The 19,786-nt window shown below is 43.2% G+C and carries 17 protein-coding genes; 11 read left to right on the forward strand and 6 right to left on the reverse strand.

The window, feature by feature from the left end; genetic code table 11:
• Window positions 1-1,348 (reverse strand): MBOAT family O-acyltransferase (locus ACYVAA_RS11915; protein WP_460541900.1); only part of this gene is annotated, 1,348 nt, incomplete at its 3' end.
• 409 nt (window positions 1,349-1,757) lie between these two features.
• Between ACYVAA_RS11915 and recF the strand changes: the two genes are divergently transcribed.
• Window positions 1,758-2,864: a DNA replication/repair protein RecF gene (gene recF / locus ACYVAA_RS11920; protein WP_460541902.1), complete on the forward strand. Its 1,107-nt coding sequence runs from the start codon at window positions 1,758-1,760 to the stop codon at window positions 2,862-2,864.
• 509 nt (window positions 2,865-3,373) lie between these two features.
• On the opposite strand, the gene mtgA is transcribed toward recF, so the two are convergent.
• Window positions 3,374-4,060 carry a biosynthetic peptidoglycan transglycosylase gene (gene mtgA / locus ACYVAA_RS11925; RefSeq protein ID WP_460541904.1) on the reverse strand — a complete coding sequence of 229 codons (687 nt, stop codon included), beginning with the start codon at window positions 4,058-4,060 and terminating at the stop codon, window positions 3,374-3,376.
• A 386-nt stretch (window positions 4,061-4,446) separates the two neighbouring features.
• On the opposite strand from mtgA, the gene ACYVAA_RS11930 reads away from it, so the two are divergent.
• Window positions 4,447-5,841: a methyltransferase RsmF C-terminal domain-like protein gene (locus tag ACYVAA_RS11930; protein WP_460541906.1), complete on the forward strand. Its 1,395-nt coding sequence runs from the start codon at window positions 4,447-4,449 to the stop codon at window positions 5,839-5,841.
• Between the two features lie 61 nt (window positions 5,842-5,902).
• Here the strand turns inward: ACYVAA_RS11930 and hflX are convergent, their stop codons facing one another.
• Window positions 5,903-7,174 (reverse strand): HflX GTPase family protein, encoded by a 1,272-nt coding sequence (gene hflX, locus ACYVAA_RS11935; RefSeq protein WP_460541908.1) that lies wholly within the window; start codon window positions 7,172-7,174, stop codon window positions 5,903-5,905.
• Window positions 7,175-7,409: 235 nt separating this feature from the next.
• On the opposite strand from hflX, the gene rfbC reads away from it, so the two are divergent.
• From rfbC to ACYVAA_RS11980, 9 genes are all read left to right on the forward strand, one after another.
• Window positions 7,410-7,961: a dTDP-4-dehydrorhamnose 3,5-epimerase family protein gene (rfbC, locus tag ACYVAA_RS11940; RefSeq protein ID WP_460541910.1), complete on the forward strand. Its 552-nt coding sequence runs from the start codon at window positions 7,410-7,412 to the stop codon at window positions 7,959-7,961.
• 2 nt (window positions 7,962-7,963) lie between these two features.
• Complete coding sequence (locus ACYVAA_RS11945; protein ID WP_460541912.1) at window positions 7,964-8,704, forward strand: tyrosine-protein phosphatase; 741 nt, start codon at window positions 7,964-7,966, stop codon at window positions 8,702-8,704.
• Window positions 8,701-9,660 (forward strand): Rossmann-fold NAD(P)-binding domain-containing protein, encoded by a 960-nt coding sequence (locus ACYVAA_RS11950; protein WP_460541914.1) that lies wholly within the window; start codon window positions 8,701-8,703, stop codon window positions 9,658-9,660. The genes ACYVAA_RS11945 and ACYVAA_RS11950 overlap by 4 nt, the downstream gene beginning before the upstream one ends.
• Before the next feature lie 121 nt (window positions 9,661-9,781).
• Window positions 9,782-11,188, forward strand: coding sequence for a tetratricopeptide repeat protein (locus ACYVAA_RS11955; protein WP_460541916.1), 1,407 nt, complete (start codon window positions 9,782-9,784; stop codon window positions 11,186-11,188).
• A 32-nt stretch (window positions 11,189-11,220) separates the two neighbouring features.
• Window positions 11,221-11,994 carry a phosphosulfolactate synthase gene (locus ACYVAA_RS11960; RefSeq protein ID WP_460541918.1) on the forward strand — a complete coding sequence of 258 codons (774 nt, stop codon included), beginning with the start codon at window positions 11,221-11,223 and terminating at the stop codon, window positions 11,992-11,994.
• A 45-nt stretch (window positions 11,995-12,039) separates the two neighbouring features.
• Window positions 12,040-12,975 (forward strand): DUF368 domain-containing protein, encoded by a 936-nt coding sequence (locus ACYVAA_RS11965; RefSeq protein ID WP_460541920.1) that lies wholly within the window; start codon window positions 12,040-12,042, stop codon window positions 12,973-12,975.
• Window positions 12,972-13,712 (forward strand): shikimate dehydrogenase family protein, encoded by a 741-nt coding sequence (locus tag ACYVAA_RS11970; RefSeq protein WP_460541922.1) that lies wholly within the window; start codon window positions 12,972-12,974, stop codon window positions 13,710-13,712. Before ACYVAA_RS11965 ends, ACYVAA_RS11970 begins: the two co-directional genes overlap by 4 nt.
• Before the next feature lie 334 nt (window positions 13,713-14,046).
• Window positions 14,047-15,297: a PLP-dependent aminotransferase family protein gene (locus ACYVAA_RS11975; RefSeq protein WP_460541924.1), complete on the forward strand. Its 1,251-nt coding sequence runs from the start codon at window positions 14,047-14,049 to the stop codon at window positions 15,295-15,297.
• Window positions 15,298-15,509: 212 nt separating this feature from the next.
• The gene (locus ACYVAA_RS11980) at window positions 15,510-16,871 is read left to right on the forward strand and encodes a PhoH family protein (RefSeq protein ID WP_460541926.1); all 1,362 of its coding nucleotides are present in this window, start codon (window positions 15,510-15,512) and stop codon (window positions 16,869-16,871) included.
• An 81-nt stretch (window positions 16,872-16,952) separates the two neighbouring features.
• Here ACYVAA_RS11980 and ACYVAA_RS11985 read toward each other — a convergent pair whose 3' ends face one another.
• The 3 genes from ACYVAA_RS11985 to ACYVAA_RS11995 all read right to left on the reverse strand — a co-directional run bounded on the left by ACYVAA_RS11985 (window position 16,953) and on the right by ACYVAA_RS11995 (window position 19,659).
• Window positions 16,953-17,708, reverse strand: coding sequence for a LytR/AlgR family response regulator transcription factor (locus ACYVAA_RS11985; RefSeq protein ID WP_460541928.1), 756 nt, complete (start codon window positions 17,706-17,708; stop codon window positions 16,953-16,955).
• Window positions 17,709-17,858: 150 nt separating this feature from the next.
• The gene (locus tag ACYVAA_RS11990) at window positions 17,859-18,599 is read right to left on the reverse strand and encodes a LytR/AlgR family response regulator transcription factor (RefSeq protein WP_460541930.1); all 741 of its coding nucleotides are present in this window, start codon (window positions 18,597-18,599) and stop codon (window positions 17,859-17,861) included.
• A 10-nt stretch (window positions 18,600-18,609) separates the two neighbouring features.
• On the reverse strand, window positions 18,610-19,659 hold the full coding sequence (locus tag ACYVAA_RS11995; RefSeq protein ID WP_460541932.1) for a sensor histidine kinase: 1,050 nt from the start codon (window positions 19,657-19,659) through the stop codon (window positions 18,610-18,612).
• Between the last annotated feature and the right edge of the window lie 127 nt (window positions 19,660-19,786).

The raw sequence follows: 19,786 nt of genomic DNA on the forward strand, positions 1-19,786 counted from the left end.
TGGCCAATGCGGGTACCTTAAAATTACTTATATCCAAACCATGCTCTTTTTCTCTTTGGAACCATTCGATTATCAGCATGATCATCAGTGCCAATGCTGCTAATTTAGGAGGGAAAATAGGTTTTGAAAAAAGGGAAAGGTCAAGCATTTGCATTAAATATAAGACTCCGTCTTTGACTGAGTTTATGGCAAAAAAAACCGATGAAAGAGCAAATAATAGATAAGTCCTGGTCATTAAAATAATTTCCTTCCAACTGGGAATAAATGCACCATGGGCAATTTCTTTTTTAAATTTTGTTCTCTTTTTGGAAAAAATTATGGGCATAAATAAAACTGCCTGTAAGATTCCCCAAACTACATAAGTCCAGTTAGCCCCATGCCAAATTCCCGTAATTATGAAAATTATAAAGACATTCCTTACTACTTGCCACCTTCTAAAACCTCTAAACCTGTTTACTATATAATCCTTATACCATGATATAAGGGAGATATGCCACCTATTCCATAACTCAGCCATATTTCGTGAGAAAAAAGGGAAATTGAAATTTTTCATCAAATCAAAGCCAAAAAGGCGTGCGGTACCTATGGCAATATCCGAGTAACCTGAAAAATCACAATAGACAAGAAATATGAATAATAAAGCAGCTAAAAGTAAGGTGCTTCCTCCATAATCCCCATAATTGGTAAATACATCTCCCGTATATCCCGAAATATTATCGGCGATCACCATCTTTTTAAACAATCCCCATAAAATCTGCCGCATGCCGTCAGCGGCCTTGTCATAATCAAAGGACCGCTGTTTTTGAAATTGGGGCAAGAGATTGGTGGCCCGCTCTATAGGTCCCGCCACCAGCTGCGGGAAGAAACTCACATAGGCAAAAAAGGAAATAAAATCATCTGTACCCCTTATTTTCCTATCATAAACATCGATGGTGTAGCTGAGCGTCTGTAACGTATAAAAGCTGATGCCTACCGGAAGCACAATATTCAATCGGTCCACGGTCAGACTTTGTCCCATAAGACTAAAGGCATCGACAAAACTGTCCAAAAAGAAATTATAGTACTTAAAGAAGCCTAATAGACCTAGATTGACAAATACACTGGTCAAGAGCAGAAGCTTCCTTTTTCCTTTATCTTCGGCCTTATTCAGCGATAGCCCCACAACAAAATCCACACAACTACTAAAGGCAATCAAAAATAAAAAGCGCCAATCCCACCAACCGTAAAACACATAACTGGCCACCAGCAAAAGTGTATTTTGGAGCCTTATCTGTTTTTTGGGAATCAACCAGTAGAGCACCAAAACAATGGGCAGAAAAAGGGCAAATTCCAATGAATTGAACAACATACTTCTTGTGGCAGCTTGACTTTGGTAAAAATACGATTCCTGTTCCGTCAAGTAAAAGATTGTGAGCAACTTGAAGGAGGGACAAATTTAATTAAAAAAAGTATAAATAATTCTAGTTTTAATTATTGATTTCACATGAATTTCATAATTTTTTATCTAAACAGTAAAAATTAGGGTTGAAAAGAGCTGGTGATGTTCGTCCATTTCATGGTAATGAACCTTACTTTTCTTGGTTTCTCGTAAAGCTATATCAAGTATCAGCGCTTATCTGCGAGAGATCATTTAGGACTTTGAACCTACATGGTATAAGGAAGTATTATCATAAATCCGTCCATTACTTTTATTTATTCTCTACGCTTCCATAATTTTGCTGGACTGATAAACGTAACGCCTAGTCCCTGATTGATCCATGCACCTGAACAGCCTTCAACTGATACAATTCAAAAACTACCCTAAGGCTAAGGTGTCTTTTTCTTCAGAAATCAACTGCTTTTTGGGCATCAATGGCAGCGGGAAAACCAATCTTCTGGACGCCATCCACTACCTCTGCCTGACCAAAAGTGCCTTTAATCCCCTTGATGCGCAGAATATCATGCATGAGCAGGCTTTCTTTTCCATGAAAGGGACCTTTGAAAAAGAAGAAAAAGCGGTGGAGATCCAGTGCATCCTTGAAACCAGAAAGAAAAAGCAGCTCCTCAACAACGGCAAGGCTTACGATAAAATGAGTGAGCATATTGGCTTGCTGCCGGTGGTGCTGATCGCTCCCGATGACTCGGCCCTGATCAGGGAGGGCAGTGAGGAAAGAAGGAAGTTCTTTGACAGCCTGCTTTCCCAATTGGATAAAAACTACTTGGCGAAGTTGGTCCGTTATCAGCATTTTCTCAAGCAAAGGAATGCGCTGCTCAAGCAGTTTGCTGAGCAGGACCGCTTGGACAAAAGTCTCCTGGAGCCTTATGATCTGGAGCTGATCGGTTTGTCGAAATGGATTTATGCCGAACGCAAAGCCTTTATCGAAAGGTTCAAACCCTTTTTGCTGCATCATTATGCGGAAATATCCGGCCAGCGCGAGGCCGTGGAAATTCGCTATGAAAGCCAATGTGGGCAAACAGAATTTGAAGCGAATTTCCGAAACAACCTCCAAAAAGACCTTATCCTTAAACGCACCAATGCGGGGGTCCACAAAGATGATTTTGTCTTTGAAATCGATGCTTACCCATTGAAAAAATTCGGTTCACAAGGCCAGCAGAAGTCCTTTTTGATCGCCCTAAAGCTGGCGCAGTTCCAGGTATTCAAGGAAGAGACCGGTACCAAACCGATCTTGTTGCTGGATGATATTTTTGACAAACTGGACGATTACCGCATCGGCAAGATGATGGAGCTGGTGGCCAACCATGAGTTTGGGCAGCTTTTCATCACGGATGCCCGGCCCGAAAGGACCAAGAATATTTTGAAGGGGATAGAAGCAGATGTGGCCTACTTTGAAATTGAAAGAGGGGAAATAAGACCGGAAAAGTGACTGGATGTTCTTCTTAGTCCACTGCCGACTGTCCACAGACGACGGTCGACTCGAGTGGTCGCGACAGCGATGCTGCGCGACGATTAAATCTGAGCTTTCAGCTCCTTTCTTCCCAATTCAGCTAAAGTCCCCCATTTTCAAGGTGTGCGGGGGCAAATCCCTCAGCGTAACATCTGTAATCAGAAGAAGACAAGAGGCACTGGTGTTAAGTTAATCGTAAACAGGCGTATTGAGCATGTCGAATCCTTTGCTTCGAAATATTGGGTAGAGCGGGTTTAACTGTTTAGACAGCTGCCCCGCTTTACGGGACAAGGCTGCTTGTTTAACTGCTTAACTGAAAAATCACGTTTAGCTATGTGAAATCCATCAGTTAACAAACCTCGCCTGCAAGAGGCAGGTAACCGTTTAAACAAGAAAGTAACTGCGAAAAGTATCGACAAATCATGCTCAACATAAGACTAGATGATGAAGTCTTATGTCTAATGTCTAGCGTCTCATATCTATCTATGCTACTTTCCAAATCCTACGGGATTCAGGTTGTTCATATTCCTTAAAATCCACGCTTGCCGGGTGTACATATAGGAGGTCGGCCGAGCTGGGGACCAACGTAAAGGGTTGGGCAAGACCGCGGCAATCATGGCAGCTTCCTGGCGACTGAGCTTGGAGGCCGGTTTACGGTAAAATTCCTGCGCTGCTGCTTCCACACCGTATAGGCCATCGCCCGTCTCGATGACATTGAGGTACACTTCCATGATCCTTTCCTTGGACCAGATCAGTTCTATCAGGAAGGTAAAGTAGGCTTCCAGTCCTTTGCGGACATAATTTCTTCCGGGCCAAAGAAAGACGTTTTTGGCCGTTTGGTTAGAAATGGTACTGCCCCCTCGAATCCGCTTTCCTGATTTGTTCCCTTCCATCGCTTCCTGGATGGCCTCTACATCGAAACCAAAATGCTCCAGAAACTTTTGGTCTTCTGAGGCCACCACTGCCTGGGGCATATGGCGGGAGATTTCACTGATCGGCACCCAGCTTTTATCCAACCTTGCTGTACGTTTATCGTCGCTGGCTTGTTCGACCAACCTGATGAGCATCAGGGGAGTAATATAAACGGGCACAAACCGGTACAGCACGGTAAGACCGATAGAAATAATAAAAAACCAAAGGATGATTTTTCCGAGAAGTCGGAAGAGCTTTTTCATAGATTATTACTCAAATACTTACACAAAGTACAGTTATTTTTCAGTTTTTTGAAAGCCCATTCTCTTAGGATATTTTATGCGACTGGTTTAACCCGAAATATTCATTAGCTTATCTATTACGGACTGAAAATGCTTTAAAATCAGTCGCTTTGCTTCTGTTTTCGACTTCACCATAGCGGTGCTATGCCTCAGTCTCCAAACAGCCTGATTTTCTTGCATTTTCAACCCTCACTACGATCGCTAATGAATAATCCGGGTTTAATTTTTTGTGCAGCTGCCCCGCTGTGTGGGATGAGGCAGCTTGTTTACCTGCTTAACATAATACTATTGCCAAAAGGGACGATAAAGTCAAACTTATTATATTTGGGCCGGAAACACCTCCAATAATGACAGAAGAAAACATACCAAAACTCCCTAAAGACTTCGAGCTGCAAATGTCTTCCATGATGGGAGACAACAATTATAAAGACTTCAAGGCAGCTTTGCTAAAGCCATCCAAAACCTCCATCAGGATCAATACTGCCAAAAACTACCAGCTGACTGCCGCAAGGGAACAGGTCCCTTGGAACAAAGAGGGTTATTTTTTAAAAGATAGGCCAAAATTCACTTTAGATCCATTATTTCATGCCGGTGCCTATTATGTACAGGAGGCATCTTCCATGTTTATTCAGCATATCCTTCACAACATACAAGCACCAAAGTCAGGACTCTACCTGGACCTTTGTGCTGCTCCAGGGGGAAAAAGCTCGCTGCTTTCCAGCTATATTGGGCAAGAGGGCCTGTTGGTGGCCAATGAGGTCATCAAGGCACGTTCCAGTATCCTCAGAGAAAATATGATCAAGTGGGGATTGGGCAATACCATAGTTACCAATAATGATCCGGACCACTTTGAGCCGTTGGAAGGTCTTTTTGATGTGGTTTTGGTGGATGCCCCCTGCTCAGGAGAGGGCATGTTCCGGAAAGACCCCCAAGCCAGGCAGGAATGGTCATCGGACAATGTGCAGCTCTGCGCTTCCAGACAGCAGCGAATACTGGAAAGAGTGGGAGCTTTGCCTGGTGAAAATGGCTATTTGATTTATAGCACCTGTACTTTCAATAGAAAGGAAAACGAAGAAATGATCCGTTTTTTGACCGGGGAATTTGCTTATGAGCCGGTTAGAATCCCTCTGGAGCAAGATTGGGGGATAGTGGAGACAAGTACCGAAACAGCGGACGGCACTTTTTATGCTTACCGTTTTTTTCCTCATTTAGTAGATGGGGAGGGCTTTTTTGTTACAGTTTTGAAAAGACCGGATGATGCATTCAGCCAGTCACCTAAAAAACTAAAAGACTTTAAGCACTCGGTTTTGAAGCGAGTCAATAAACAAGAGCAACAGCAAATTGCCGGTGAAGTGGGATTGGACGGACAACACACATTTTACAAATTGAAGGACAGCTATTTTACCCTTAGAAAGGAATGGGAAAGACATTTTGAGCACATCGCCTCGGTGTTGAGCATAAAATATTTCGGTATAGAGCTTGGGAAACTTAATAAAGACCAGTTTATTCCTACCCATGACTGGGCGATGAGCATGCTGTCCAAAGAACGGTATCCAAGCCATGAGGTTAATTTGGAGGATGCACTGGCCTATCTCAGAAAAGAGGACCTCAATTTGGACATTCCGGGAGAGGGCTGGATACTGCTGACATTTGAAAAGTTGCCCCTTGGCTGGATAAAAAACATTGGCAACAGGATCAATAATTACTACCCCAAAGAATGGCGGATAAGGATGCGGGATTAACGGGTAAAAATTGAAAAGTGTTACCGTGCTGAGGAACGGATCCCAGCACGGTTTTCAATCTTTAATCTTCTTCCAAATCGTCAAATTGGGACAGATCGAAAGTTTCTGCATCCAGGTAATGTGGGTAAATTTTCATATGCTGCTTTTTGACCTGCTCTATCAAGGATTTTCTGAACCCTTCGATATTGGTGCCGTCCTGGGCGGCCATAAATACCGGCTCTATTCCCGTTTTTTTGGCATATACCTTTTTCAGTTTTTCTAAGTCCAGATAGTTGGCCTCCTCGACTTCATGTTCGGACATGTTCATCAACTCCTCTTCCGAAGGCATTTCCGGTACCAAGTCTACTTTGTTGAATACCAGTAGGATGGGTTTGTCCCCTGCGCCCAGTTCATTGAGGGTTTGGGTTACGACTGCAATATGGTCCTCAAAACTAGGGTGTGAAATATCCACTACATGCACCAGTACATCGGACTCCTTAATCTCCATCAAGGTAGATTTGAAGGATTCGATAAGGTGGGTAGGCAGTTTACGGATAAATCCAACAGTATCAGAGATCAAAAAAGGAATATGGTCCAATACCATTTTTCTAACCGTTGAATCCACTGTGGCAAAGAGCTTGTTCTCTGCAAGCACCTCGGATTTGGTCAACAGGTTCATCAAGGTGCTTTTACCGACGTTGGTATATCCTACCAAGGCCACCCTGACAATGCCTTTCCTGCCTTTTCGTTGGGTTTCGCCCTGTTTTTCGATTTTTCGGAGTTTTTCTTTCAGCAGGGTGATCTGGTTGCGGATCATCCTTTTATCGGTCTCGATCTCTTTCTCACCGGCACCGCCCCTGGTTGCGGTTCCACCTCGCTGACGCTCCAAGTGGGTCCACATACGGGTCAGTCTTGGAAGCAGGTACTGGAAGCGAGCCAGTTCCACTTGGGTTTTTGCCTGGGCGGTTTGGGCCCTGTTCAGAAAAATATCCAATATCAAGAGCGAACGGTCGTACACTTTTACCTTAAGCTCATTTTCCAGGTTTCTCATCTGGGAAGGAGAGAGGTCATCATCGAAGATGACCATATCCACCTCAAAATGCTTTACATAAGCTTGGATTTCTTCCAACTTTCCTGATCCTACGAAGCTCCGTACATCGGGTTTTTCCAGCCTTTGGGTAAAGCGGTAAACCTCCCTGGCTCCTAGAGTTTCTGTCAGAAATGCCAGCTCATCCAAATGTTCCTCCACCTCATGCTCAGATTGGTTTTGGCGGATCAATGCAACCAATACCGCGGTTTCCTCTTGAGGGGCGGTTTCTATAAGTTTCTTTAATTTTCTTGTATATTTACTCATTCAGCTTTTCCAGTCAGGAGTATAAGTTTATCCTAGGTATAATTTAACATTAATTTGAACTAAAGGGAACAAAAATGACCTAAACAAGTTCACTATCAGTATCAACGGATGTGTTCAAAACAATGCGAAATCACTTTACATTCCAGCAAATCTCTAAATTATTTCAGATAAAATTAGTCTGCTAAAAAGAAAGAATGGAAATTTACAGCTGTTTTTGAAAATCGAATAGGAAAAAATGGAAATACGAAGTACCCCAATTCAGGATGTTTTTGAGATCTACCCCAAGGTTTTTAACGATGCCCGAGGGTATTTTCTGGAAACCTACCGTGAAGATCTCCTGGCAGAAAAAGGAATAAACACGCGTTGGGTGCAGGATAATCAATCATTTTCTGTGGCAGGTACCGTCAGAGGCCTTCATTTTCAGCATGCACCAAATGCGCAGGCCAAATTGGTCCGGGTAATTTCAGGAAAGGTTTATGATGTTTGTGTGGACCTGAGAAAAGGTTCCCCTACATTTGGACAGTATCACGGGGTGGTTTTGGACAGTGCCCAGCATAACCTGCTGTATGTTCCTGAAGGTTTTGCCCATGGTTTTTCTGTTTTGGAAGATGCTGTTTTCTCCTACAAATGTTCCAATTTTTACCATAAGCCAAGCGAGGGAGGGATCATTTGGAATGACAGCCAATTGGATATCGACTGGAAAGTGGGCGAACCCATTATTTCCGATAAGGATTTGGTGCTGCCTACTTTGGCTGAATTTAAAGAACAAGCTCAAGGAGGCTTATAGTTATGGGATTACTGAGTTTCTTCAAAAAGAAAGAACAGGAACCATTGACCCTGGATTGGATGGAGGTGGACATTCACTCCCATCTGATTCCCGGCATAGATGATGGTTCCAAGACCATGGAGGAGTCCATTGAACTTATCAAAGGCTTACAAGGCCTTGGCTTGAGAAAGCTGATCACCACACCCCATGTCATGACCGAGTTTTATAAAAACACCCCGGAAACCATACTGGGAGGTTTGGAGAAACTCAGGGTAGCCTTGGATAAGGCGGGAGTGCAGATAGAAATAGAAGCTGCAGCTGAGTATTACCTGGATGAGGTGCTTTTGGAGAAAGTGGAGAGGGATGAACCACTGCTCACTTTCGGTGATAATTTTATTTTGGTGGAGACGGGTTTTATCAACAAGCCCCGAATGCTCAACGAAACTTTTTTTGCTTTGGAAACCAAAGGATATCGACCTATCCTGGCACACCCGGAGCGTTATATCTATCTGCAACACGATCAGGAACTGCTGGAGAGCCTGATGGACAAATCGGTTCTATTTCAGGTAAATTTACTGTCTTTGGCAGGATATTATTCCAAACCGGTAAAGACTCTGGCAGAAAAGCTGGTGGAGAGAAATGTGGTCAAATTTGTGGGGACAGACTGCCATAATGCCCATTATCTGGAGGGCTTGAAGGGCTTGACTTCCAGTAAGTTTTATGACAAATTGAAAAAGGGAAGCCTCGCTAATCACGAGTTATGAAAATATTAATCACCGGCATTACAGGTCTTTTGGGCAGTCATTTGGCCAGGGAGTTTCATCCGCTTGGGGAAATTCACGGGCTCAAAAGGGCACACAGTAAAACTTCCCTGCTAGGTGATCTCGCCAGCAAAATCACCTGGCATGAAGGCGACGTCACCGATTACCAATCCCTGGAAGAAGCTTTTACCGCTATGGATATCATTATCCATGCAGCAGGATTGGTTTCGTTTAGCGAAAAAGACAAAGAGAGTTTGCTCAAAGTAAACCATGAAGGGACTGCCAATGTCGTCAACGTGATGCTGGAAAAGGGAATTAAAAAGCTGATCCACGTTAGTTCAGTGGCCGCATTGGGAAGGACCCCTGAACAAAACTCCGTTGACGAGAACCATAAGTGGGTGGATTCGCCTTGGAATACCCCCTATGCCATCTCAAAGTATTTTGCCGAGCTGGAGGTTTGGCGGGGAGTGCAGGAAGGCTTGCAGGCCATGGTGGTAAATCCTTCTGTGTTGCTGGCCAAGGTCTCCGGACAAAGGAGCAGTACAGCCATTTATGCTTATGTGGAAAGGGAGCTGCCCTTTTACCCCAAGGGATCCATCAATTATATAGACATTAGGGACGCGGCGAAGCTTACCTATTTACTTTATCAAAAGAATTGCTGGGGGGAGCGCTATATCCTCAGCAAAGAGAGCCTGCCCTATCAGCGGTTCTTTAAAACATTGGCCCAGCAAATGGACAAAAAAGCCCCGACCATTGAGGTAAACGGTGCTTTGATCTTTCTGGGGCTGATTTGGAATAAATTTCTCAGTGTTTTCGGCAAGAAAAACATCCTGAATAAACAAACCGCCCAGCTGGCCCAGCTGCATACCCACTTTGAAAACGGCAAAATCAAAAGGACCTTAGACTTTCAGTATACCCCTTTGGAGGAAACTATTAAATGGGCCATGAACGAAAAATAAGCCTTTTTCGTTAATCCAAAGACTGTCACCCACATGGTGAAACAGGGCAAAAAATAATTTCATTAGCTATTTGCGCTACCGATTAATTTGGTATCTTAAGTATAAATTCAACGCCACATACATGACTGGAGATTTTGATCACGACAGGGATGAAGAAAGGGCATTGGTGGAGCGTTTTGAAAACTCCCTGAAAGCCAACTTGGATCTCTTCTTTGATGAAGAAGAACTGGAAGATATTATCCGCTATTATTTTGATACCCAAAATTTCAAAAAAGCACTCAAGGCCAGTCAAGTTTCGCTGGAACGGTTTCCCTACTCGCTGGAAATCAAGCTGCTATATGGGCAGTGTCTTATCTTCAATGACGAGATAGAAGAAGGCACCGATGTGCTGGAAAACCTGAACAACCTTTCGCCAAACAACGAAGAGGTCATACTGGCGCTCTCGAACGGATTGCTGCTCAACGGTAACGTCAAAGAGGCCATCCAGCTGTTGGAGGATTTTCTGCCTATGGCAGAGGACAAGGCGGAGGTGTATTATTCTTTGGGCAATTTTTATAGAGCTGAAAACAATACCGAAAAGGCCATCTATAACTATAAAGAAGCGGTAAAACTTAAAATCAACCATGAGGATGCATTGTTCCAGCTGGCTATGATTACAGAGGAAGAAGGTTCTTTTGATGAGATTCTTCAGTTTTACCAGGAATTTATTGACCAGGACCCTTATAGCGCAGGGGCTTGGTATAATTTAGGGGTGGTGTATAACCGGTTAGGTAGGTTTGAAGAGGCCATCAAGGCCTATGATTATGCGCTGATCATAGACGATTCCTTTGCTTCGGCCTATTTCAATATGGGCAATGCCCTGATGAACACCCAGCAGTATGAACTGGCCGTGGAGGCCTATCAAAATACCATCAACTGTGAGGGGGCCAATTCTGAAAACTGTTGTTATTTAGCGGCCGCCTATGAAAAACTGGACCAAACGGACCAGGCTTTTAAGTATTTCAAGAAATCCGCCAAATTGGATCCAGAGTATGATGATGCCTGGTTTGGGCTGGGGATGTGCATGCTTAAAAGGGACAAATATTTTGAAGCCATTCATTATTTTAAAAAGGCATTAAAGCTATCCAGTGTCAATCCCAACTATTGGGTGGGCCTGGCCGATGCTGAATATCACTTGGGTAACCTTCAGGCAAGCTCAGAAGCTTATGAAGAGGCCATCAACCTGGAACCAGGGCTGATGGAGACCTATGTGAACCTATCCATAATCTATTTTGACCAAAACAGATTTGAAGAGGCCATTGATGTTTTGAAGGAAGGAATAGATGAATTACCCGAAGAAGCGGAACTCTATTATCGCCTCGTAGTTTTTCTCATCAAAACAGGTAAATACAAAGAAGCCTTTTCATATTTAGAAAATGCATTAACTTTGGATTTTGAACGACACGAAATTCTATATGAACTGATGCCGGAAGTAAAGCATCAAAAGGCCATATACAAGATCATCGCTCAATACAAAGAAGGATTATAAGCCGATTACTATTTACCTTTAAATTTTAGAGAATGAATTACGTGCTGAAGAATGTGCCCGTACGTACAGAAAAACCACGAACTACAGGATATACCATGGCTATGGACAAGGGACTTAGCCTTAGAGAAGTAGAAGACTTTATCGATTCTTGTGGAGATTATGTAGACATCGTAAAACTTGGATGGGCCACTTCTTATGTAACCAAAAACCTTAATCAAAAACTCCAACTCTATAAAGACGCCGGCATACCAGTTTATTTTGGAGGGACCCTATTTGAAGCTTTTGTCATCCGTGATCAGTTTGAAGATTACAGAAGAGTGCTGGACAAATACGATCTGGCTTATGCTGAAGTATCCGATGGCTCCATTACCTTGAACCATGACAGGAAATGTGAATACATCAGTACCCTTGCCAAAGATGTCACCGTGCTATCAGAGGTAGGGTCAAAGGATGCGGAAAAAATTATCCCGCCTTATAAATGGATCGAGCAGATGCAGAAAGAGTTGGATGCGGGTGCATGGAAAGTGATCGGTGAATCCAGAGAGGCTGGAAATGTAGGACTCTTCCGTGATTCTGGGGAAGTTCGACAAGGTCTAGTGGAGGAAATTTTGACAAAGATACCCGAAGAAAAAATCCTTTGGGAGGCACCTCAGAAAACCCAACAGGTTTGGTTCATCAAACTCCTTGGCGCCAATGTCAACCTAGGCAACATCGCCCCAAACGAAGTGATTCCTTTGGAAACCATCAGGATTGGTTTGAGAGGAGATACATTTGATCACTTCCTTGACCTTGCTGATGCCAAATAAGCATAGGCGAAGCCATATGATGCAGGGAGCTTTTGTCTGAGTCCGATGAACAACACAAAAAACTATATCCTTACTTATCTCAAGGGAATGGGAATGGGAGCTGCCGATATCGTTCCGGGAGTTTCTGGGGGAACCATTGCCCTGATCACGGGGATTTATGAAACGCTTTTGGACAGTATCAAGTCCTTTGACCTGAAAGCGTTGCAGTTGCTATCCCGTTTTCAGCTAAAGGATCTCTGGAAGCACGTCAATGCTTCCTTTCTGCTGACCTTGCTACTAGGGATTTTCACCAGCATCTTTACCCTGTCCAAGTTGATTACCTACCTAATGGATGAACATCCCATCCCGCTTTGGTCTTTCTTTTGCGGGCTGATCATCATCAGTTCGGTGATGATTCTCCAGGACATCAAAAGGTGGAATGTCATGGTGATCGTGTCCATCCCTCTAGGCGGCTTGTTTGCTTATTGGATCACGGGTCTTAATCCGGTCAATTCACCGGATGCCCTTTATTTTACCTTTGTAGCTGGTGCGATTGCCATTTGCGCCATGATCCTTCCCGGAATTTCCGGAAGCTTCTTGTTGTTGATCTTAGGTAAATATGAAACCATCCTCAGCGCGGTAAACCAACGGGATTTCCTGACTTTGGGCATCTTTGCAGTGGGCTGTATCGTAGGTATACTGTCTTTTTCAAGGCTTATTTCTTGGATGCTTAAACATCACCACGCTGTCACGATTGCCGTTCTGTCGGGTTTTATGTTGGGCTCCATCAATAAAATATGGCCATGGAAAAAGGTGCTTAGTTACAGGATGTCCAGCAGTGGTGAGCAGAAACCCTTTGTTACTGAAAATATATGGCCTAACCACTATTTTGCAGAAACAGGCCTTGAACCCAAATTCTTCCTTGGACTGATGGCCTTCCTGTTTGGAATAATCCTGGTCATTGGCCTGGAAAGAACCGCTTATTACTTAAAAGGAAAATGAGAAAATTCGGACTTATCGGTTATCCATTAAAGCATTCTTTCTCCAAAAAATATTTTACGGAGAAGTTTGATAAAGAGGGAATTGACGGCTGTCAATACGAGTTGTATGAGCTGGATACTATCAACAAATTTCCTGAATTGATCAAAAACAACCCTGAGCTGGAAGGCATCAACGTCACCATTCCCTATAAGGAGCAGGTCATTCCCTTTCTGGATGAACTGGAGCCCGGCTGTAAAGCCATAGGGGCCGTCAATTGCATTAAAATCAAGGATGGCAAGCTGACTGGATACAATACTGATTATATTGGATTTAAGGATTCACTGAACAAGTGGTTGGATGGAAAGCGTACAAAGGCCCTCATCTTGGGTACTGGGGGAGCTTCCAAGGCCATCAAACAGTCCCTAAAGGACCTTGAAATGCCTTACCTGATGGTTTCCCGTTCTGATAACGGACAAAAGGGACTGATCACTTATGATGACCTTATCCAAAATGAAAAATACCTGCAAGAGTACCGACTGATCGTCAACACTACCCCTTTGGGGACCTTCCCGAATACCGAAGAAATGCCGTCCATTCCATTGGATCAGATAGGAAGGGAGCACAAAGTGTATGACCTGGTGTACAATCCCGAAAAAACTTTTTTAATGCGGTCCATGGAGGCCCGTGGTGCGGTAGTGAAAAATGGATTGGAAATGCTCCAACTCCAAGCTGAAGCAGCTTGGGATATTTGGAATTAAACCATCTCATTTATTTCACAACCTGATCTGCCCGCGCTTTAGATCCACATTGCCTCCTCTCTATTCTAAAAGAGGAGATGGAAGCTTCTTGGCGAGAAACTGTTTAAGGCATCTTTTCTACAGCTACTTTATGTTGGAGAAAATGTTGGATTCTCGCATACATGTCCCGATCCTTCTAGAAGGACGGTGTCAAATTCGATTTAAGGTAGACGGCAATGAAACTTGGTCTACACTTTCCAAATAAGGGTAAGTGGGCTTTGATCTACCCTGATTTTAGCAGAGGCTTCCATTGTCATGATCAAGAGCGGGACAGCTCTTCAAACACCTTATACTTATGTATTGGAAAAAATTATCGCACGAAGAAGTAAAAAAATCCATATTTGAAGCACTGGATAAAAATCATAATTACAGAGGGGAGTTTCCCGCATTAGGAGTCCCCGGTACTTACTTGGACAGCACTGAATTTTATCACGATGCCCCTTTTCTGAAAGATGCTCCCTTTATGTCCGTTATGGTGCAGAACCCCAATCATATCGGCATCCATACTTTGAGTGAGGAATCTGTACTGGACTTATTTGAAGGGACGCAAAAAATTGAAAGGGACCTGATCCACTTAGTGGCCGAGGAGATTTTTGGAGGAGAAAAGGGACAACAGGACGGATACGTAGCCACTGGGGGAACGGAAGCCAATATTCAGGCCATGTGGGTCTACAGAAATTTTTTCAAAAATGAATATGGCGCTGAAAACGGGGAAATAGCTGTGTTTTATTCCAGTGATTCACACTATTCCATGCCAAAAGGGGCAAATCTGCTCAACCTCCAAAGTTTTATCCTTGAGGTGGATGAAGCGTCCAGACAGATCACCCAAAATTCATTGGAGGATCAGATGGGTAAAGCCAAAGAGGAAGGGTATAAATATTTCATCGTGGTAGCCAACTTATCCACTACCATGTTTGGTTCTGTGGATGATGTGGACCGATTGGGGGACTTCTTTACCGAGGCGAAGGTTCCGTTTCGAATCCACGTGGATGGTGCTTATGGCGGATTTATTTATCCTTTTACGGACGAGGCTAGCCCTTATACCTTTAAGAACCCTTACATTACTTCCATTACCTGTGACGGCCATAAGATGTTACAGACGCCTTATGGAACGGGGTTGTTTTTGATCCGGAAAGGATATATCCATCATGTCTGCACCGAGGAGGCTCAATATATTCCTGGAAAGGACTATACCCTCAGCGGCTCACGGTCAGGAGCGAATGCCGTTTCCATGTGGATGATATTAAAAATCCACGGCTCGGAAGGCTGGAAGTATAAAATGGCCTCCCTCTGTGACCGGACGGAAAGGATCTGTAAGCGGCTTGAGAAGATGGGAGTAGCGTTTTTCCGAAATCCCCATCTTAACATTATTACCATAAGGGCTCAGTATATTTCCCCTAAAATTGCCAAAAAATATAATTTGGTGGCTGATTCCTATGAGTTTGAACCGAAATGGTACAAGATCGTTGTGATGCATCATGTGAGACAGGGAGCATTGGATAGTTTCCTCATGGACATGGAGGGCGAGCTGGCACGAAAAATCTAGCTATAAGGTTAAAAAGTACCTTGAAAGTTCCTAAGTGCATTTTCAGGGTACTTTTTCCATCTACAAGTACGTACTCAATTTTTATCAACTGAACGACAAGAGCTTACAAAACATCCCCTAAATCAGGCCTTAATTTTGGTTAAAAAAATGGCAATCACAGTGATTATTATCTATCTTATTACAGACGGATTTATCACTAACCTTTCTCGCTTATGCCAAGAGTTAAGAAAACCGAAAATGACCGCAAGATATTCGTTTTGGATACTTCGGTCATCTTGTACGCCCACAATTCGATCATGAATTTCGCCGAACATGATGTGGTCATTCCCATCACCGTTTTGGAGGAATTGGATCAGTTTAAAAAGGGCAATGATTCCAAGAATTTTGAGGCGAGAGAGTTTATTCGATTATTGGACAAGCTGTCCAGAGACAAAATGATCCATAACTGGACCCCTCTTAATGGAAGGACCAAAGGTAATTTCAAGGTCATGATGACCTCTGACAAAATGAAAGAGGCTGCCATCAATGCCAACAAAATCTTTGGAGAGGAAAAAAATGACCATAAAATCCTCAATGCAGCGTTGGAGCTGAAACAGGGTGAAAATGGCCGCAAAGTAATTTTGGTGAGCAAGGACATCAACCTGAGATTGAAAGCAAAGTCGCTGGATATCCATGCTGAGGATTACGAAACGGGCAAAATTAAAAACATCACGGAGCTCGAAAACACCGGGAAGGCCTTTTTGGAAGGAATGGATCCAGATGTGATCAACCAGCTGTATGAGACTCACACGGTCGAGGCCAAAGAGGTTTTGGGGACGAGAAAAAGAAAGGCGAATACCTATTACATCCTGAGGAGTGAAAAGAATTCTGTCCTGGCATTCTATAATGGAGAGAACAATACCGTGGAAAGGGTGGATAAAAAGATCGCCTATAACATCAAGCCCCGGAATGCTGAGCAGGCTTTTGCACTTCATGCCATTACCAATCCCAATATCAAATTGGTTTCCATACAGGGTGTTGCAGGTACGGGTAAGACCTTGCTGGCCCTTGCAGGGGCCCTCGAGCAAAGGAGAGACTATAAACAGATCTTTCTGGCCAGGCCCATTGTGCCTTTGAGCAACAAAGACATAGGCTATCTGCCCGGGGACATTAAGTCTAAACTTAACCCTTATATGGAACCGCTGTGGGACAACCTGAAATTTATCCAAAACCAGTACAAAGAGAGCGATAAGGAATTCCAAAAAATCACCGAGATGGTCAATCAGGAAAAACTGGTCATTCAGCCATTGGCATACATTCGGGGCCGTTCCTTGTCCAATATCTTCTTTATTGTGGATGAGGCTCAGAACCTCACGCCCCATGAGATCAAAACCATTATCAGCAGGGCGGGAGAAAACACCAAAATCATCTTTACAGGTGATGTCCATCAGATTGATACCCCCTACCTGGACAGTCAAAGTAATGGCTTAAGCTACTTGATAGATAGGGTCAAGGACCATCCTTTATACGCCCACATTAAATTGGAGAAAGGGGAGCGGTCGGAGTTGGCCAATTTGGCCAATGAACTGCTTTAAATTAGATAGGAAGATAAAAGTGGAAATGAAAAAGAGCCTCTAGGATGGAGGCTCTTTTCTATGGTATAGGTAAGTCAATGCTTAACTCTCCGTGATGGTGTTTAACTTGGCCAGGAAGCTGTTATAGTACTGCCTGCCGACCTGGACCAAAGCCCCGCTCTTCAACGTGATTTCTTTGGTGCTGAAACTATCTATTTGCGCCAGCTGAACGATATAGGATTTTTGAACTCGGAGGAACAGGTTTGAAGGAAGTTTCTCCTCCATGTCCTTCATCGATTTACGGATGGTGTAGTTCTTGTCTTTAGTGAAGATGGATACCATGTTGCCATTTGCTTCCACATAGTAGATATCTTCATAATTTACCCTGACATAGGAATTATCCGATTTGATATACACGGCATCAGTAACCAAGTAGGGACTTTTGTCCTCAGGTGCTTTGGAAACATCAGCGTGGAGCGCGTTGGTTCTTCGGTTATAAAGTACGATCTCCACTATCGCATGGATATCGTTGGTGTTGAATGGCTTGACGATAAATCCTGCCGGGTGTATCCGTTTTGCTCTTTCAATTATTGTAGGGTCACTATAAGAAGTTACATAGATTATCGGAGCATCTACCATTTGCTGAATAATCTCCCCAAGTTCAATGCCGTCCTTATCGCCTTTCAGTTTGATATCCATAAATACCAGATCAGGCCGGTATTTTTTGATGACTTTAATGGCTTGATTGGCGGAGTTCGCAATGTCGATGTTTACATAACCCAAAAGTTCGAGAATCTCCTCAATATTTTCTGCAATATCCGGATCATCCTCAACTACCAAAATTCTTTCTTCTTTCATATTGTTTCGCGTCCTTCCTAATCTGCTATTGGCAAAGTGATAAAGTTATATTTCTTAGCCATTTGCAGTCAAGAATCATATAATGTGGTACTTAAATGCTGAAATTGAAAATATTAATTTATAAAAACAATTTAAACTACATTTATTTAATTACAAACTCATCATGTCCTTGAATCGTGCAGCCTGCCTTCTGCTGACTTCTATTCTGTCGCCTCCTTTAAGGGTGACCACCAGCCCTCCGTTGAACCAAGGTTCGATTCCGTCTACCCAGCTCAAATTTACAATATGTTTCCTGCTTGCCCTAAAGAACGATTTTTCATCCAGTCTTTCGTCCAATGCGTTCAAGGATTTGTGGATCATTGGTTTATTATTGTCAAAATAGACTTTAATATAGTTGCCATCCGACTCAAAAAGACGGACATTTTCTAATTTTACAAACCAACAACGGTCGCCGTCCTTCACAAAAACCTGGTCTTCCAAGGTGAGCTTTTTTTCTTTTTCTTCTGGGGAAATCTCATCTGGCCTGGAGCTGGAATCACCGTTGATTTTACTTTTCAGTTTAGAGATGGCTTCGGACAGCCTGGCCGGGTCAATGGGTTTGAGTAGGTAATCCAGTGCATTTACCTCAAAAGCCTTCAGGGCAAATTCATCATAGGCAGTGGTAAATATAACATTGGGCACTGCTTCTATCTCAGTCAAAAGGTCAAACCCTGTTTTTTCAGGCATTTGGATGTCAAGAAAAATCACATCCGGATTTAAAGACTCTATTTTTTCCTTGGCATCATCCACATTTACTGCTTCGCCAACCACTTCCACATCATCTAAACCCGTAAGCAGATTGATCAATTCTTTTCTTGCCAGTCTTTCATCATCTATTACAAGTGCGCGCATACCTTAAAATTTATTCTAATTTAATACTTTGTTTCGGAATTTTTATTTCGGTGATGACAAACTCTGCATCGAAGTTCTTCATCTTAAAATTTGCCCTGCTGCCATATATCAAACGAAGCCGCTGTATCGTATTGGAGATGCCATGTCCGCTTCCATCCTCTTTTCTGCCTACCGCTCCCTTCAGCTGCCCACTGTTTTTGACGCTTATATAAAGGTCCCTGGACAATCCAATAGAACATTTGATCTGAATGAGCCCCCCTTTCATGCGGTTGGAGATACCGTGCTTGATGGCGTTTTCCACGATGGTCTGCAGCATCATCGGAGGTATTTTGTAATGGAAAGCCTCCTCTTCTATTTCGTAACTGACTTTTAAACGTTCCTCAAATCGAATGGTTTCCAAGTCCAGATAATCCCGGACTATTTTAAGCTCATCCCCAAAACCTATCGTCCGCTTTTTGTCCATTATCAGTGAATAGCGCAGGATATTGCTAAGCTGGGTGATGGCCTCCTTGGACTTGGGAGGGTTTTCATCCACCAGTGCCCTGACGCTGTTGAGCGCATTGAAGATAAAATGTGGGTTCAGCTGACTTCTGAGTTGGTTCAGCTTGATTTCATTGATCTTGGCCTGGTATTTAAGCGTAGTATTGTAGTTTTCCAAGAAATGGTACAGGAAATACATCATGGTCCAAAGACTGTAATACAGGAAGCTGATGAACAAGTTTACCAACAGCACGATCGGCTTTAAATCCTCGTGGACCCTGAGGATGCCGAAAATCCAATTGATCAATATGGTAGCAACCACATTGGCAAAGCTGAGAATCAGAAGCACCACAAAGGCATTGGCCAGTAATTGGGTGATGCTGAAATCAAACCACCTTTTGGTTTTGATCATGTGCCTAAATACATGGGTGGATCCCAAGTAGAAGGCTCCCAGCGAAAGGTAGGCTCCTATCTGCACAGATGTGACCCCTCTGATCAAAGACATAAAAAAGAGGTTGACCACTACAAAACAGGACCAACCTACAAATTGAAATATCCAGTATAAACGACTCCTATCCATACCATCTCAAATATAAGAAAGTATCAGGATGTCTTCAGCTATTTTTTACCAATGGACGAGCCACTGGCTGAAAGGGGAAGTTCTCCTTTCCTATAATTTTGAATTTTTACCTCGTAAGACGACAATA

The sequence above is a fragment of the Echinicola sediminis genome (genome assembly GCF_054777495.1).

Excerpts from the sequence above, each read along its gene's own strand:
- recF (WP_460541902.1), top strand. The coding sequence starts at position 1,758 with ATGCACCTGAACAGCCTTCAACTGATACAATTCAAAAACTACCCTAAG.
- mtgA (WP_460541904.1), bottom strand. The coding sequence starts at position 4,060 with ATGAAAAAGCTCTTCCGACTTCTCGGAAAAATCATCCTTTGGTTTTTT.
- ACYVAA_RS11930 (WP_460541906.1), top strand. The coding sequence starts at position 4,447 with ATGACAGAAGAAAACATACCAAAACTCCCTAAAGACTTCGAGCTGCAA.
- hflX (WP_460541908.1), bottom strand. The coding sequence starts at position 7,174 with ATGAGTAAATATACAAGAAAATTAAAGAAACTTATAGAAACCGCCCCT.
- rfbC (WP_460541910.1), top strand. The coding sequence starts at position 7,410 with ATGGAAATACGAAGTACCCCAATTCAGGATGTTTTTGAGATCTACCCC.
- ACYVAA_RS11945 (WP_460541912.1), top strand. The coding sequence starts at position 7,964 with ATGGGATTACTGAGTTTCTTCAAAAAGAAAGAACAGGAACCATTGACC.
- ACYVAA_RS11950 (WP_460541914.1), top strand. The coding sequence starts at position 8,701 with ATGAAAATATTAATCACCGGCATTACAGGTCTTTTGGGCAGTCATTTG.
- ACYVAA_RS11955 (WP_460541916.1), top strand. The coding sequence starts at position 9,782 with ATGACTGGAGATTTTGATCACGACAGGGATGAAGAAAGGGCATTGGTG.
- ACYVAA_RS11960 (WP_460541918.1), top strand. The coding sequence starts at position 11,221 with ATGAATTACGTGCTGAAGAATGTGCCCGTACGTACAGAAAAACCACGA.
- ACYVAA_RS11965 (WP_460541920.1), top strand. The coding sequence starts at position 12,040 with ATGAACAACACAAAAAACTATATCCTTACTTATCTCAAGGGAATGGGA.
- ACYVAA_RS11970 (WP_460541922.1), top strand. The coding sequence starts at position 12,972 with ATGAGAAAATTCGGACTTATCGGTTATCCATTAAAGCATTCTTTCTCC.
- ACYVAA_RS11975 (WP_460541924.1), top strand. The coding sequence starts at position 14,047 with ATGTATTGGAAAAAATTATCGCACGAAGAAGTAAAAAAATCCATATTT.
- ACYVAA_RS11980 (WP_460541926.1), top strand. The coding sequence starts at position 15,510 with ATGCCAAGAGTTAAGAAAACCGAAAATGACCGCAAGATATTCGTTTTG.
- ACYVAA_RS11985 (WP_460541928.1), bottom strand. The coding sequence starts at position 17,708 with ATGAAAGAAGAAAGAATTTTGGTAGTTGAGGATGATCCGGATATTGCA.
- ACYVAA_RS11990 (WP_460541930.1), bottom strand. The coding sequence starts at position 18,599 with ATGCGCGCACTTGTAATAGATGATGAAAGACTGGCAAGAAAAGAATTG.
- ACYVAA_RS11995 (WP_460541932.1), bottom strand. The coding sequence starts at position 19,659 with ATGGATAGGAGTCGTTTATACTGGATATTTCAATTTGTAGGTTGGTCC.